Origin of the sequence: Hahella chejuensis KCTC 2396 (genome assembly GCF_000012985.1) — a bacterium.
GTDB classification, from domain to species: Bacteria; Pseudomonadota; Gammaproteobacteria; order Pseudomonadales; family Oleiphilaceae; genus Hahella; species Hahella chejuensis.
Genome location: NC_007645.1, coordinates 156,452 through 170,608, shown reverse-complemented (window position 1 = coordinate 170,608; position 14,157 = coordinate 156,452). Strand labels below are relative to the sequence as shown.

The 14,157-nt window shown below is 54.8% G+C and carries 13 protein-coding genes; 9 read left to right on the top strand and 4 right to left on the bottom strand.

Translation table 11 applies throughout. The features are described from left to right. Positions 1-75: 75 nt before the first annotated feature. Positions 76-2,220, bottom strand: coding sequence for a ricin-type beta-trefoil lectin domain protein (locus HCH_RS00715; protein WP_011394153.1), 2,145 nt, complete (start codon positions 2,218-2,220; stop codon positions 76-78). A gap of 663 nt (positions 2,221-2,883) precedes the next feature. On the opposite strand from HCH_RS00715, the gene HCH_RS00710 reads away from it, so the two are divergent. The 4 genes from HCH_RS00710 to HCH_RS00695 all read left to right on the top strand — a co-directional run bounded on the left by HCH_RS00710 (position 2,884) and on the right by HCH_RS00695 (position 6,203). After that, positions 2,884-3,156 (top strand): RNA recognition motif domain-containing protein, encoded by a 273-nt coding sequence (locus HCH_RS00710; protein WP_011394151.1) that lies wholly within the window; start codon positions 2,884-2,886, stop codon positions 3,154-3,156. 335 nt (positions 3,157-3,491) lie between these two features. Next, complete coding sequence (locus HCH_RS00705) at positions 3,492-4,226, top strand: glutathione peroxidase (RefSeq protein WP_011394149.1); 735 nt, start codon at positions 3,492-3,494, stop codon at positions 4,224-4,226. A gap of 92 nt (positions 4,227-4,318) precedes the next feature. Next, positions 4,319-5,761: a dihydrolipoyl dehydrogenase gene (locus tag HCH_RS00700; protein ID WP_011394148.1), complete on the top strand. Its 1,443-nt coding sequence runs from the start codon at positions 4,319-4,321 to the stop codon at positions 5,759-5,761. 25 nt (positions 5,762-5,786) lie between these two features. After that, positions 5,787-6,203 (top strand): CBS domain-containing protein, encoded by a 417-nt coding sequence (locus tag HCH_RS00695; RefSeq protein ID WP_011394147.1) that lies wholly within the window; start codon positions 5,787-5,789, stop codon positions 6,201-6,203. A gap of 19 nt (positions 6,204-6,222) precedes the next feature. On the opposite strand, the gene HCH_RS00690 is transcribed toward HCH_RS00695, so the two are convergent. Further along, positions 6,223-6,696 (bottom strand): acyl-CoA thioesterase, encoded by a 474-nt coding sequence (locus tag HCH_RS00690; protein ID WP_011394146.1) that lies wholly within the window; start codon positions 6,694-6,696, stop codon positions 6,223-6,225. Between the two features lie 322 nt (positions 6,697-7,018). Here HCH_RS00690 and HCH_RS00685 point away from each other — a divergent pair, with 322 nt between their 5' ends. Next, on the top strand, positions 7,019-7,351 hold the full coding sequence (locus HCH_RS00685) for a hypothetical protein (RefSeq protein WP_011394145.1): 333 nt from the start codon (positions 7,019-7,021) through the stop codon (positions 7,349-7,351). Between the two features lie 135 nt (positions 7,352-7,486). Here the strand turns inward: HCH_RS00685 and HCH_RS00680 are convergent, their stop codons facing one another. Beyond that, positions 7,487-8,143: a DUF2959 family protein gene (locus tag HCH_RS00680; protein WP_011394144.1), complete on the bottom strand. Its 657-nt coding sequence runs from the start codon at positions 8,141-8,143 to the stop codon at positions 7,487-7,489. Positions 8,144-8,420: 277 nt separating this feature from the next. On the opposite strand from HCH_RS00680, the gene HCH_RS00675 reads away from it, so the two are divergent. From HCH_RS00675 to HCH_RS00660, 4 genes are all read left to right on the top strand, one after another. Continuing rightward, positions 8,421-8,843: a DUF4399 domain-containing protein gene (locus HCH_RS00675; protein WP_011394143.1), complete on the top strand. Its 423-nt coding sequence runs from the start codon at positions 8,421-8,423 to the stop codon at positions 8,841-8,843. 267 nt (positions 8,844-9,110) lie between these two features. Further along, positions 9,111-10,367 (top strand): endonuclease/exonuclease/phosphatase family protein, encoded by a 1,257-nt coding sequence (locus tag HCH_RS00670; protein WP_011394142.1) that lies wholly within the window; start codon positions 9,111-9,113, stop codon positions 10,365-10,367. Between the two features lie 163 nt (positions 10,368-10,530). Beyond that, on the top strand, positions 10,531-11,205 hold the full coding sequence (locus HCH_RS00665) for a hypothetical protein (RefSeq protein WP_011394141.1): 675 nt from the start codon (positions 10,531-10,533) through the stop codon (positions 11,203-11,205). A gap of 302 nt (positions 11,206-11,507) precedes the next feature. Further along, positions 11,508-13,313 carry an ABC transporter ATP-binding protein gene (locus tag HCH_RS00660; protein WP_041598339.1) on the top strand — a complete coding sequence of 602 codons (1,806 nt, stop codon included), beginning with the start codon at positions 11,508-11,510 and terminating at the stop codon, positions 13,311-13,313. Between the two features lie 35 nt (positions 13,314-13,348). Here HCH_RS00660 and HCH_RS00655 read toward each other — a convergent pair whose 3' ends face one another. Further along, positions 13,349-14,146 carry a substrate-binding periplasmic protein gene (locus tag HCH_RS00655; RefSeq protein ID WP_011394139.1) on the bottom strand — a complete coding sequence of 266 codons (798 nt, stop codon included), beginning with the start codon at positions 14,144-14,146 and terminating at the stop codon, positions 13,349-13,351. Positions 14,147-14,157 lie beyond the last annotated feature (11 nt).

The window sequence follows — 14,157 nt, the reverse complement described above, 5'->3', positions numbered from 1 at the left end:
TTCTCATCCATAGAACATGGTCGCAATAGCTGGGCAGTCAACAACCAAAGTCAGGAAAAGCGTATCAATAAAGTCTCACTCGCCCCACAACCAGAGTTGATTGGCGCCGCCATGGAACATCCACTGACCAACCATCGCGCCTTCCTCCGAGCCATATGCGTCGACGACAATCGCCGTATCCGCGGTCGTTCTGATAGCGCCATCGGCGAAGTCAAACGTCTGATTTGTAGATGTCGAGCACGTCTCCACGAATAATGTGGCTCCGTTGTAGTTCTCGCTATGGTGGCTCAGGCAGTCTCCCGCCGCGTTGTAAAGCGTTCGCGCCACGCTGTCGTAGAACCAAAGCTGTCGCGAAGCCTTTCCGCATGCCTGCAACTCCGGGGAGGCGCTCCCCGTTTGTACGCCCAAACACAGTCCGGTGCGGGCATTCTTCAGCGGACGGAAATGCGAAGCGGCGACGCCGTTGACGCGCTCTTCCTGGCCCCACTGAGCGAACTGTTTATCGGTGTTTTCTTTAAGACTTTTCAACTGGGCGTAGTCGAGCCAGTTGAAAATATCTTTTTCGTAAGTGACGAACAGGGACTCACTGCGCTTATTGCGCATACGGCCATCTTCAAAGACCCACTCCTGATTGTCGCCGCCATGGCACCCCCAAAGCGCCAGATTGACGCCTGCCGTGACACCGAGACCATCGATGCACAGTTTGGCGTTGGCTTTGGGATGCACTGCGCCATTGGTGTCCCACCACCATTTCTGCTTATCGCCGCCATCGCAGGCAACCGGACGAATCATCGCAAGATGGCCGACGTAATCCGGCTGCAGGCAACGGCCGGCGATTTTCAGTTCCCGCCAGCGGGGACGGGCATTGGCTTCCGCCACCGTGTAACCGCCGTCGGAATCATCTTCGTTTGCGGCGAGCCCTTTCAATAAGTCCACAAGCTCCCCGGATAAATTGTCGCGAATAATATCGTCTCCGCTGACCAGCTTGCCCTGCATGGCGTCGCCAATAACGCCAATCACTTTACCTGTCCCTGGCGGCGCCAAACCGTCATATTCAGAAGAGGCGATCAAGCCCTCGTAGCCAATCAGGTTGGACTCATGAATCTTGAACAGCGTCTTATCAAACACTTCCACGCGGAAGGAAGCTCCGGCCTGAGCGCCCGCCCACAACTCATAGTTGGATTTGGTCGGGTTAACGGCGTCCACATCAGCGTTCATGCGGGAGAAAACGTAAATATTGGCGCCTGGGCCCGCGACGCCGTAGAACATGAACTCCATTTCCGGGCCGGCGTATACGCGGGCGTTGGCGGAGCCATCGCCCTGAGGCAAAGGCATATCGAATTTCTGTTGGCTTTCGTTGACGGTGGACCAGCGGTTATCCGCGTACAGCAAACCCACCTGGGCGCTTAACTCGTGGCTTGCGCTGATATCCACGTTGACGTCGACTTTACCGTCCACTCCCATGACCAGCACGATTTCCGGCACGACTACCACAGGTATCGGCCCGATCTGGAAATTGATCGGCTCTACGTCAAAACGCGCCAGCTCAGTTTTCTGATTGATGCTGGCCAACTCGACATCAGACTTCAAAGCCAGGGCGCTGCCGATTTTGCTGTCCACAACAAACTCTGCGCGCGTCGCCTGAAAGTGTTCGATTTCCAGATCAAAAATGAAGTTGCTGCTGAAGCCCACACACCCGGTGACGGTGACATAAGGAGCGGCCTCAGTAGCCTCAAAAGCAACGCGGAAATCTTTATCCGCACAGGCGTCAGGTAAATCCGCCGACTCGCCAGGAGAATATACGGTGATGCCACGCGCTGATAGATCCATCCCCTTGGCGGCTAAACGCGGCGCTGGTGACGCGTTGGGATGCAACGCGCCGCTCAGAGAAACCTCGGCTTCCTCCACCACATCCGTAAGTTGCGCGTCTTCTACCGATAAGACCGTATCGCCATCCACTTCCGTCTTACTCTTGACCCGCTTTAGAAAGCCATAAGGCGCATTGTCCGAAGCGCCGGATACAATCACTGAACCGGGCTTCACGTCGGCGACGGCCTGTTTCGACTCAAACACCATCTCAGAGGTTCCCACCGTTTCCGGTCGCAGCGCGCCTGCATCTTCGATCACCTTGGCGTCCTGAGACACCTTGGGGCCGTCGCTACAGGCGGCGAGCAGAGTTGTAAGCAGAGTTAGCGTAAGCGTCCTTCTGAGCGTGGTCATCGCGGTCATCCCGGAATTAAGTATTTGGCAAGTATGAAAAAACCTTAATTTTAGGTGAAGAAACAACCTCGCGAAACGACAATAGGGCCTAGTCTCTTACGCCTCGGGCTAACAAATACGGCCTGTTTCCCGGCCCCAACGCCGTCTCGGCGTCATCATTCCTTAACATAGTTCCGTCTTAATGCTCCCCGATTGGCCAGACATGACGGGGTATCCGTAACAGGTCTTTTTCAGGATGAATCGCTGAAAAATTGATCTGAATAAAAAAGATGCTATTTATATGCTGCAACAATGTTCGCCCTTGAATTTTCTGCAATCGGCGCTATCACATCCGCCGGTTGCGCTCTGCGGAAGCAACGAATGCTAAAACTCCAGTTGGAGTTATTTTCCGGGTCGCTCTGAGCGGCCCTTTTTTTGATTAAATGGACGCATTTGACGCTAAAAAAGAGCCAAAAAAATCGTATTAATTTGTTAATAATCATAAAGTTATCAAGCACATCAAACTTTTTTAATAAAAACCTGAATAAAATGCATACAACCTTAAAGATTACTGCTAGACTGCTTTCTGTTAGCTTAATCAGCTGATGGCGACTCCGCGAATTTGTGCGTTTGCTTGCGGCGTCACTTTATTTGTGGAAAACGCATAAATCACACGAGATCGATATGAATATTTACGTTGGAAATCTGGCCTACGGCGTCACTGAAGAAGAATTGAGAGAAGCTTTTTCCTCTTTTGGAGAAGTTACCAGCGCTAACCTGATCATTGACCGTAATACCGGCCAGTCCAAAGGTTTCGCGTTTGTCGAGATGTCGAACAACTCTGAAGCGGACGCCGCTATCAAGGGTCTGAACGACACAGCGTTGAAAGGCCGCAATATCAAAGTAAACCAAGCTAAGCCACGTGAAGAGCGTCCAGCTCGCAGACCACGTTACTAAGCAGTTTACTGCGGTCTGCGCAGTTTCGGCAGACTGACAAGGCGGGCGCTTCGGCGCCCGTTTTATTTTTAAGATTCTGAATTCCCCTCTCCCATTTTTCTCTCTTTCAAATCTCCTCGTCGTTTAACTTAACGTCTTCAACCTCTTCCCCCCCCTTAAAAACCATTAGCGCCTGACTATCAACAAACCCTTTCGATAGCAATTAACAATTAAATTGATATTTTTTTATAAATTTATTCAATCATAAATCTCTGCGACACTGCTCCTCGTCTTAAAGATTAAGCACTTAGCTCCCCGCTCAAGTGGATGAAAAACGAAATATAGAGGACCAATGAATGTTACAGAGTAGAGAAGGACAAACCGTACCCAGCGTTACTTTCAATCTGCGTGAAGGAGAAAAATGGGTTCAGGTGACCACCGACGACCTATTCAAAGGCAAAAACGTCATCGTATTCGCACTGCCAGGCGCCTTCACCCCCACTTGTTCAAGCACGCATTTGCCGCGTTACAACGAGCTGGCTCCCGTGTTCAAACAAAACGGCATAGACGCGATTATCTGTCTGTCCGTTAACGACACGTTCGTCATGAACTCCTGGAAAGCAGACCAGAAAGCAGAAAATATCTACTTCCTCGCGGATGGCAACGGTGAGTTTTCCGCAGGCATGGGCATGCTGGTGGAGAAAAGCGAGCTGGGCTTCGGCAAGCGCTCCTGGCGTTACAGTATGCTGGTGCGGGACGGCGTGATTGAGAAAATGTTCATCGAGCCTGAACTGCCGGGCGACCCTTTCAAAGTAAGCGACGCCGACACCATGCTCAACTACATTAATAAAGAAGCGGTACTGCCCAACCGGGTAACCGTATTCAGCAAGCCAGGGTGTCCCCACTGCGCTCGTGCGCACAAACTGCTGAATGATCGCGGCATCAGCTTTGAGAACATCGTTCTAGGCGCCAACGGTCTTAGCTACAGCACACTACAGGCTGTGACGGGGCAAGGCACTACGCCGCAAATATACATTGACGGACAGCGCATCGGCGGGGCCGATGATCTGGAAGCCCACTTCGGCGTCTAATGCGCGCAAGCCAGCGTCGGTCCTGCGTATAACCACAACCGGACCGACTAACCAGAATTATTAGGAATACAGCAAGCAGGGGAGATGACCCAGTGCAAACACGCAAAGTGGACGTAGCTATTATTGGAGCCGGCACTGCAGGCTTGGGCGCATACCGCGCCGCGCGCGAGCACACGCAAAATGTGCTATTGATTGAAAGCGGCCCCTACGGCACCACTTGCGCCCGCGTCGGATGCATGCCCAGCAAGCTGTTGATCGCTGCAGCGGAGGCCGCCTATCACCACCGCCATTCCGATCTGTTTGGCGTTGCTTCCAACAACCCTCATATAGACGGCCGCAAGGTCATGGAGCGGGTGCGCAATGAGCGGGATCGTTTCGCCGGATTTGTCGTCGATTCCGTAGAAGGATTTCCCGCCGAGCATAAGGTTCGTGGTAAAGCGAAGTTCATTTCGCCACATCGATTACAGGTGGATGACGACCTTATCGTTGAAGCGCAGCGCATCGTTATCGCCACGGGGTCACGTCCGAATACGCCGCCTTTTTTGAAAAATGCGGGCGACCGTCTGATCATCAACGACGATCTGTTCGAATGGCGCGATCTCCCCTCCAGCGTCGCGGTGTTCGGTCCCGGCGTCATTGGTCTCGAATTAGGTCAGGCCTTGAGCCGTCTCGGCGTGCGAGTACGCATGTTCGGCGTCGGCGGCGCCATTGGGCCGATTCAGGACCCGGATATTCGCGCCTATGCGGAGAGGATCTTTAATCGTGAGTTTCCTCTGGACCCCGACGCCAAAGTCAGCAGCGTCAAGCGCACCGAACAGGGTGTGGCGATCACCTTCCAGGACAAGGAACAGGGAGAGATCACGGAAACATTCGAGTATGTTCTCGCCGCTACCGGACGCCGTCCCAACGTCGATAATCTGAATATCGAAAAGGCGGAGCTGCAAATGGACGCCAGAGGCATGCCGGTGTTTGATCGTTACACCATGCAATGCGGCGATAGCCATATTTTCATCGCTGGCGACGCCAATAATGATCTGCCGCTATTGCATGAAGCCGCTGACGAAGGCCGCATTGCAGGGGATAACGCCGGCCGCTATCCGGATATTCGCGCTGGCAAACGCCGCACGCCCATTGGCGTAGTGTTCAGCGATCCGCAGATTGCGTTTCTTGGACTGAATATTAATCAGGTGAAAGAACGCTGCCGCAGTTGCTATGCTGAAGGTGTAGTGTCTTTTGAAGATCAGGGACGCAGTCGGGTGATGGGTAAAAATCTGGGTCTGCTGAAAGTGTATGGCGAGCAAGGCACGGGCTTGTTTCTGGGCGCGGAAATGTTTGGCCCGGCGGCGGAACATATCGCTCACCTGCTGAGCTGGTGCGTGCAGCAACGCCTGACGGTCAGTCAGATTCTGGAGATGCCCTTTTATCATCCGGTGATCGAGGAAGGCGTGCGCACGGCGCTACGCGATCTGAACAGCAAACTCCATTTAGGGCCGGACGTCATCGAGCGTTGTCTTGATTGCGGACCTGGCGCCTAAATCACCAACCCGCAGGAGGAAAGCTATGAACGCAGATATCAAAATCAGCGACTTTATGGACACGCACCCCGCGTTCGTCGCCGCCGACGCTTCGATCATTGAGGCGGTGGACATCCTTCTGAAAAAAGGGATATCCGGCGCGCCAGTGGTGAATGAACACAAGCACGTCATCGGCTTCATATCCGAGAAGGACTGCATCAAGAAACTGCTGCTGAGCAGCTATCATTGCGACGCGCCCGCCACTGTGGGCGAGGTCATGCATAAGGCGACTGTGACGGTGGACCCTGAGGCGAGCATCGTCGATCTGGCCAACTACATGGACGACCATCGCCCCAAAGTCTACCCGGTGGTGGACGACGGCAAGCTTGTCGGGGTCATCAGCCGCACTCACGTACTGATGGCGCTCAAACAAAAACAGTTACAGTGCAGTCAACATTCCTGACGCGTCCCTGCGTCATCGGTCAATCCGGCGCCGGCGTAAGGCCATGGGCTTCCATGGCTTTGCGATGCGCTTCGACAAACTCTTTCGGCATCCGGGTCGGCTTGCCGCTCTTCATATCGATGCAAGCGTAATGACTGTTGGCGCGGACAATGGTTTTGCCGTCCGCAGGGCGAAATATCTGAAAGTGACGACTGGACTGCAGGCGTCCGTCGCACGCGGTAATCCAGGTGCCGATATACAGCTCATCGTCGGCATGGGAAGCAGCAAGATAATCCACTTCCGTACGGGTGATCGCCATGGCTTTGCCCAGTTTTTCATGGGCGGCCCAGCTCATCCCGAGCGGGTCGATATGACGCCAGCTGACTTCCTCCATCCAATTAAGGTAAGTCGTGTTGTTGGTGTGTCCCAGCCGGTCTGTGTGCGGCTCTAGGACTTTGATGGGCATGATGAAGGGGTTAAGCATGTCCCAACTGATTGCATCGACATAGGTCATTTCACGTTATTTCCGTTTCTTGTTGGTTTGCAGGCTGCCGCCACCGGGTATGGGGACCGGTAGCAGCCCTTTTAGATTAACGCAAACGGGATTTATGTGAACTCATCCAACAAGATTACGTTTTTCAGATTTTTGAAGCAAAAACACAACGGAAATAGGGACTTGCCGCTGTCTACACTGCATAGTGACTCAGGGTCTTTTGCAGTCCTGAGATGACATCAACCCGAGTTTATTTGCAGGAACGCTCCCGGCGGCTTAGGGAGTACGGGACAGTAAAGAACTCAACTGCGGGCGCCGAGCCGCCCGATACAAGGAGCGGGCAATGTTATACACCAATGAAATGTTTAATATTCTGAAGACCCTGCGTCGCCGTTTCAAAGAAGAAAATCTGGGAACCTTGCGTCTCACTGATCCCGATGTTTTACAGAACGTCGTCGAGTTCGCCAAACTTTCCGATGTCAGCATGACCAAGGATATGGCGCATACGCTGTTGAAGATGACAGGCGCCCATGTCAGCCGGGTGGAGTTGGAAGGGCGCGACAATCACCCCGCCGCGCACCTGCCTGCGAATTTTCACGGAGAATCCATTCGCGGTCGCGTGGAAGCCAGTCGGGAAGCCCATTTGAAAGTCTTGCCGGGGCGCGCCACAGCGTGAGCTTTCTCTCCGTCCGCCGGGTGACAATAGGAATTGTCCCTTCAGCGCAAGCCTGCAGCTGGCCCGGCAGAGCGTCAACCCTGTCGTCTCACTGCAGTCACGCTTCTTCTCTGATCGTCAGCCCACGATAACCCTTTAACCCTTATCGCTCAACGTAGCGATAAACGACTCCGCCTCGGCGATGGATTTCTCCATATCCGCCACCAGTCTGGACACATTGCTCTCCACCGAGCGCAGTTCGCCTTTCAGGCCATCGATTGCGGACGCGTTAAGATTGTGCTTGAGGTACAACACCTGATCGCGCAGTGCGTTAAGCACCGGCTGCATGCGGTTTTCCGCCGCCCGCATGGCGGTAATGAGTCGCTGATATTTCTTCTTGGTGGCGGCCAGTTTGGCGGCGCTGTCCTGCTTTAGCTTAGGACTGGTGTAAAGCTCCAGCTCCTCTTCCCATTCTTCGAACAAGGCTTCGGACACATCCTCCACCGCATCGATGCGCTTGCTCACCTCTTCCGCCGCATCTTCACTATCTTCAAACGCTGCGCTTAGCTGATCGTATTGCTTCTGCAAGGTGGAATCTTTTTTGCCAAACATGTTTTGGAACCGGTCCAGCGCAGACTTGAACTCCTCTTTGGCCTCCTCCTGAGCGTCACGGGCGGCGCCAACGCGATCCACCATAATGTCGCGCTTATGCACGCCCACTTTTTCCATGGCGCTGTAGTAGGCGCTCTGACAGGCGGACAGTCCCAGCAGCAGACATAGCAGCAATGGAAGGCGGAATAACAGAGAAGACATAGCAAGATCCTTATCCTGGTTTCATAACAATGCGCCCCGGGATTGTAGGCGCTGACCTCTGGCGCTGCAAATCCGCCGGCTGACAGTGAAAGTCGAGACTCCGGGCCTATACTATTTCTACCTGCACTGACGGGGAAAACGATATCATGTCGCTTCGGTGTAAAGCCCGCGCGTTAACGCGTGCGACATAAAAGAAGATCGGCCAAGCATTCAAAATCATAACCAGGCCGACGACAGTTTCTGCAACAGCCTCAATAACTCATAATGGAGACAATCCGTGAATATTCGTTATTTGATTTCCGTATCCTTGCTCGGCCTCAGCAGCGTCGCTATGGCCGCCGGCCTTCCCAAAACCGACAATCCTGAAAGCGCCAAAGCCTATATCATTTCACCCACTGACGGCGAAACCGTATCCAGCAAATTCGTGGTGCGCTTCGGTCTGGAAGGCATGGGCGTGGCGCCGGCCGGCGTTGAGCGCGAGAATACCGGCCATCATCACCTGCTCATCGACGGCGAGAAGATGCCGGACATGAATATGCCTCTGGGCTCGGACGTCAAACACTTTGGCGGCGGCCAGACTGAAACCACACTGGAGCTGCCGCCCGGTCAGCACACCCTGCAACTGATTCTGGGCGACCATCTGCATCAGCCTCACGCACATCCGGTGGTGTCTGAGAAAATCACTATCACGGTGAAATAAGGGCGTAATCGCTATTAAGAAAACGGAGCGATAGACTTACCGCTATCATCTTTTCTTAATAATACGTCTCTATAACTGGAGACGACGCCCCTTAGAAATGAACGCCGGCCTGTCATTCGAGCTGTAAACAGGTCCGGCGGCTCTTTGACATTGGTTGTCTTCCCGCAACGGCTCAATTCCACCCCCGCTCTAATCTGGCTTGACCAAAGCGCGACGCGCCGTTCGCATTTCGTACACGTCAAATATTGCTGCATAAAGAGGATTATCATGAATGCGTCCAAACTGCTTGGGACAGCAGCCCGCTTTTTATTGGGCGGCGCACTGGCGGCTCACCCCTTCCTGGCTTCCGCAGAATCTCACTGGCGCGACCGCCACTCCACGGAGACGGTGCGATTCGCCACTTTCAATGCATCGCTGAACCGTTCGGCGCCGGGAGAACTCATCGCAGATCTGAACAGCGGCGACAACGCCCAGATCCAAGCGGTAGCGGAGATTATTCAGCGCACCCAACCCGATGTGCTGCTGATCAATGAATTTGACTATGACGCCGCAGGAGAGGCCGCTCGACTGTTCCAGCAGAATTATCTGTCGCTCAGCCAGAATGGCGCTGCGCCAGCGATCTACCCTTATGTTTACTCCGCGCCTTCCAACACCGGCGTGGCCTCCGGTTTTGACCTCAATAACGACGGCGTCGTCGGTGAGTCAGGATTCGAGCTGGCCAACGATGCTTTCGGCTTTGGCGTATTCGAAGGCCAGTATGGCATGCTGCTGTTGTCCAAATACCCCATTCAGGAGCAACGAACTCGTACTTTCCAAAATTTTCTCTGGCGCGATATGCCCAACGCCTTACTGCCGGATAACCCCGACACCGATGCCCCCGCAGACTGGTTCAGCGCCGAGGAGCTGGAGGTGGTGCGACTGTCATCCAAGAGTCATTGGGACGCGCCGATCAACATTCGCGGACGTCGTATTCACGCGTTGGTCAGCCACCCCACGCCTCCTGTCTTCGACGGTCCGGAAGACCGCAACGGAACCCGCAATCATGATGAAATCCGTTTTTGGGCGGACTACATTTCCGGCTGTCGCATCAGCCGTTACATCGTGGATGATGAAGGACGCCGCGGCGGGCTCGGCGATAGAGAAAGTTTTGTGATCATGGGTGACCAAAACGCCGACCCCTTTGACGGCGACGCCACGCAGAATCCCATGACGCAATTGTTGGAGCATCCTCGGGTCAATGTAAAGCATACGCCTCTCAGCGCCGGCTCTGCGGACGCCGCGTTCAGACAGGGTGAGGCCAACGCCCTGCAGATCGGCAATCGGGCGCAGGACACCGGAGACTTTAATGACGCCAACCCGGGCAACCTGCGCACCGACTATGTACTGCCTTCCTCCGACCTGACGATCATCGACTCCGGCGTGTTCTGGCCCAGCGCTGACGATGAGCTGTATCGATTGGTCGGCGATGGCGGCGCCGTCAGCTCCGACCACCGACTGGTCTGGGTGGATATCCGACTGCGCTGAGTAAGCGCTTTCCTCCTGACTTCTTTCTGATTTCCCTCTGCAAAACGCAGTTACACTCAGTAACTGCGTTTGACATTGTTTTACCTACATTTAAATAACTAACGCGTACAATTGCCGACAGTTTTATAACGTGACTTTCTAACTGTTTTTGTAAAGGTAACGCATGTCCAAGTTGTACGCCGCTCTCTGTTCGCTTTTGCTGACCGCTTTCCTGAGCAGCGCCGCTCAGGCCACGCCTGTCGTTTTGAACGCTTACGACTCCGGCTGGTATAAATCCAACGGCTATCACTCGCCGAGCAACACTAATTACTACACAGGCAAGAAGCACAACAACTTCTTCGCCTTTGACATGAGCGACGTGGAAGGCTCCATCGTTTCCGCCACATTGAGCATCTTCAACCCCTGCAACGGCTACGAATCCAACGATTATTCCGAGTGGTTCGCGCTGTTTGACGTCAACACCGACATCAGCACATTGCTGTCCGGTTTTGGCGGCGTTAATGCATACAACGATCTGGGCTCAGGCGAACTGTTCGGCGCTACCCGCGTGTCGTGGAGCAGCAACTACAGCTATATCGATATCGTACTCAACAGCGCTGCGCTGACTGCCTTGAATGCCGCCAACGACCTGTTCGCTCTGGGCGGCAGTCTGATCACCGCCAACGACGGCATCGACTTCCTGTTCGGCTACTCCGACAAAGGCTATAACGGCGGCAATATCAAGCTGAAGCTGGAAACTGAGTCTGTACCGGTGAGCGAACCTGGCGTACCCGCCCTGCTGGCGATCGCTTTCTGCGCCTTCATTCTGAACCGCAGAGCCTCCGCCGCCAAAGCCTGATATCGGTCACGGCGTACGAAAACCGGAGCATTGACTCCGGTTTTTTTTTGTCCGTCATTCCCTCCTTGGCGTTACGCGCCGTCTAATAATCAGGCGCATGGATGCGCCTGCGCGGCGGCGAGCCGCGGGAGACAAGGCCTGACATGTGCAGGCCTTGTCGTTGCAGACAAATAGAAGGAAGCTATTTGTCTGCCTGATTAGTAGAATAATTACCACTTGCATTTACGCCGTCACAGGATAGGCTGATGTGTCTGTCGCACCGCACGCGGCGCGTCCCTCCCAGTCTGTACACAAGGAATCCTATGGCCTCGCAATCCCAGTCCAGCTTTCAGGCGCTGCTGAGCCTGCTGCGTTACGCTCGTGGCTACCGTCGACGCATCATCGCCGCCGGTTCCTGTTCCATCATCAATAAACTCTTCGACATCGCCCCGGAAATTCTCATCGGCATCGCCATCGACGTGGTGGTGAACAAAGAGCAAAGTTTCGTCGCCGCCATGGGATTCAACACCCCGCAGCAGCAAATCCTCGCGTTAGGGGTTTTGACGTTTTTCATTTGGGCCGGCGAGTCCATTTTTGAGTACCTCCACCTGATTATGTGGCGTAATCTTGGCCAGGTGTTGCAGGCGGACCTTCGCCAGGACGCCTATGACCATGTCCAGCGGCTGGATATGGCGTTTTTCGAGTCGCGCAGTTCCGGGCAACTCGTCTCCATCATCAATGACGATGTGAACCAGTTGGAGCGCTTTCTCGACGGCGGCGCCAATAACCTGATTCAGGTGTTCGTCACCGTGGTCGCCGTCGGCGGCGTCTTCCTGGCGATTTCGCCCTTTATCGCACTACTGGCGTTCACCCCTATACCCATCATCGTCTGGGGCGCGTTTTTCTTCCTGAAGCGGGCCAATCCTCTATACGCGGACGTGCGTGAGAAAGTGGGCGGACTTGCTTCTCGTCTGGCCAACAACATTGGCGGCATCGCCACCATCAAGAGCTTCACTGCGGAAGCGCAGGAATCCGAGCGTCTGCGCGAGGCCAGCGACGCTTATGTTCAGGCCAACCGCAAGGCGATCGCAGTCAGCTCCGCCTTCATTCCGGTTATCCGGATGGCGATTCTGGCGGGCTTTCTCGCCACTTTCACCGTGGGCGGTCTGCAGGCCCTGTCCGGTGAACTCAACGCCGGCGCTTACGGCGTACTGGTGTTTCTGACCCAGCGTCTGCTGTGGCCGTTGACAAATCTGGCGCAAACCGTGGATCTGTTCGAACGCGCCATGGCCAGCACCCGGCGCATCCTGGGCGTGATAGAAACGCCCATCGACGTGCGTGACGAAGGCTCTCATTCGCTACCGCAGCCCGTTCGCGGTGAAGTCGACTTCCAGAACGTCAGCTTCGAGTACGCCGCCGGCGCGGGTGGGGTGGAAAACGTCAACCTGCAGGTCAAAGCCGGCTCCACGCTGGCTCTGGTCGGCGCCACAGGCTCCGGTAAATCGACGCTTATCAAGCTGTTGCTGCGCTTTTATAGACCCAGGCAGGGCTCGATACTGGTGGACGGCGTTCCTATTGAGCAATTGCCGCTTAAGGAGCTGCGCGGCGCTATCGGTCTGGTCAGCCAGGATGTGTTCCTGTTTGAAGGCAGCATTCGTGAAAACATCGCCTATGGCCGTCCCACGGCCAGCGAAGAGGAGATCATCGCCGCCGCCAGAACCGCAGAAGCCTGGGAGTTTATCGCACGTCTGCCGGAAGGACTGGATACGCCCGTCGGCGAGCGCGGCGTCAAACTGTCCGGCGGCCAGCGCCAGCGCTTGTCTCTAGCACGCGCGCTGTTGAAAGATCCGCCAATTCTGGTGCTCGACGAAGCCACCAGCGCCGTCGATAACGAAACCGAAGCCGCCATCCAGCGCTCGCTGAAGCATATCGCTCACGGCCGCACCGTGGTGATGATCGCGCACCGTCTTTCGACGATCGTTCACGCGGACAACATCGTAGTGGTCGATCACGGCAAGGTGGTGGAGCAAGGCGACCACCGCCAGCTGCTGGAACGCAAAGGCATGTACTGGTCGCAATGGCAGGTGCAGACCGGCGGCGAAGCGGAAGTGGAAACGGTATTTTCCTGATCGGAAACGGGCTGGGGCGTCCTTGTTGCGGCGCCTCAGCCGCCATCCAGATAGCGATTAACGATGGCGTCGAACTCGCCGCTCTGTTGCAGATCCTGCAACGCCTGATTCAGGTTATCCATGGTTTTGGGCGACACGGAAGCTTTACTGCCCATGATGTAAAACGTGGACGAGACAAGACCCAAGGGGTGCATCGCAATCTCATCCTTCCTTCCAATATCTCCCGCCATACTGTAGATCACGATGGGGTCTGCAAAAATGCCGTCCACACGTTTGGCCAGCAACTTCATCAAATTCAGCTCATCAGACACCACGTCTTCCACATGCAGCTTCCCGTCATCCTTCTCGATATATTCGTTAACGTCATTGCCGTAGAAGTAGCCCCGCGTCACACCTAAGCGAAACTGGCTTTGCGTCATTTCTTTGAAGGATTTGAAATGGTATCGCTCAGCGTCTTCCCGTCGGATAATCAGATTGGAGGCGGAAGAGCGATAGGTCTGGGAAAACCAGGCGTATTCTTCACGGTCGGCGGTTTTCTGCACCGAGGTGGCGAGATCAATTTTACCCTGACGTAATTGCAACAGGTGCCGCTTGAAAGGCGTCTCGGAAAATTCCAGCTGACACCCCATCCGGTCAGCAACCGCCTGAATCAACTCAATATCCAAGCCGCTCAAACGCCCTTCCTCGTTCTTGTACATGTAAGGACGCCATGACTCCCAGCCGACCGACAGCGGACGTTCGCAATCGGCGAAGGCCGGACCGGCCAGCGCCAAGCATAACAAGACGCCGAGAACGCCAGTTCTCTGACCGTATTCGCTTTTAGAATGGGCCATTGCGTTGATCC

Coding starts and splice junctions, on each gene's coding strand:
- HCH_RS00690 (WP_011394146.1), bottom strand. CDS start 6,696: ATGACCTATGTCGATGCAATCAGTTGGGACATGCTTAACCCCTTCATC.
- HCH_RS00685 (WP_011394145.1), top strand. CDS start 7,019: ATGTTATACACCAATGAAATGTTTAATATTCTGAAGACCCTGCGTCGC.
- HCH_RS00670 (WP_011394142.1), top strand. CDS start 9,111: ATGAATGCGTCCAAACTGCTTGGGACAGCAGCCCGCTTTTTATTGGGC.
- HCH_RS00660 (WP_041598339.1), top strand. CDS start 11,508: ATGGCCTCGCAATCCCAGTCCAGCTTTCAGGCGCTGCTGAGCCTGCTG.
- HCH_RS00655 (WP_011394139.1), bottom strand. CDS start 14,146: ATGGCCCATTCTAAAAGCGAATACGGTCAGAGAACTGGCGTTCTCGGC.
- HCH_RS00680 (WP_011394144.1), bottom strand. CDS start 8,143: ATGTCTTCTCTGTTATTCCGCCTTCCATTGCTGCTATGTCTGCTGCTG.
- HCH_RS00705 (WP_011394149.1), top strand. CDS start 3,492: ATGTTACAGAGTAGAGAAGGACAAACCGTACCCAGCGTTACTTTCAAT.
- HCH_RS00715 (WP_011394153.1), bottom strand. CDS start 2,220: ATGACCACGCTCAGAAGGACGCTTACGCTAACTCTGCTTACAACTCTG.
- HCH_RS00710 (WP_011394151.1), top strand. CDS start 2,884: ATGAATATTTACGTTGGAAATCTGGCCTACGGCGTCACTGAAGAAGAA.
- HCH_RS00665 (WP_011394141.1), top strand. CDS start 10,531: ATGTCCAAGTTGTACGCCGCTCTCTGTTCGCTTTTGCTGACCGCTTTC.
- HCH_RS00695 (WP_011394147.1), top strand. CDS start 5,787: ATGAACGCAGATATCAAAATCAGCGACTTTATGGACACGCACCCCGCG.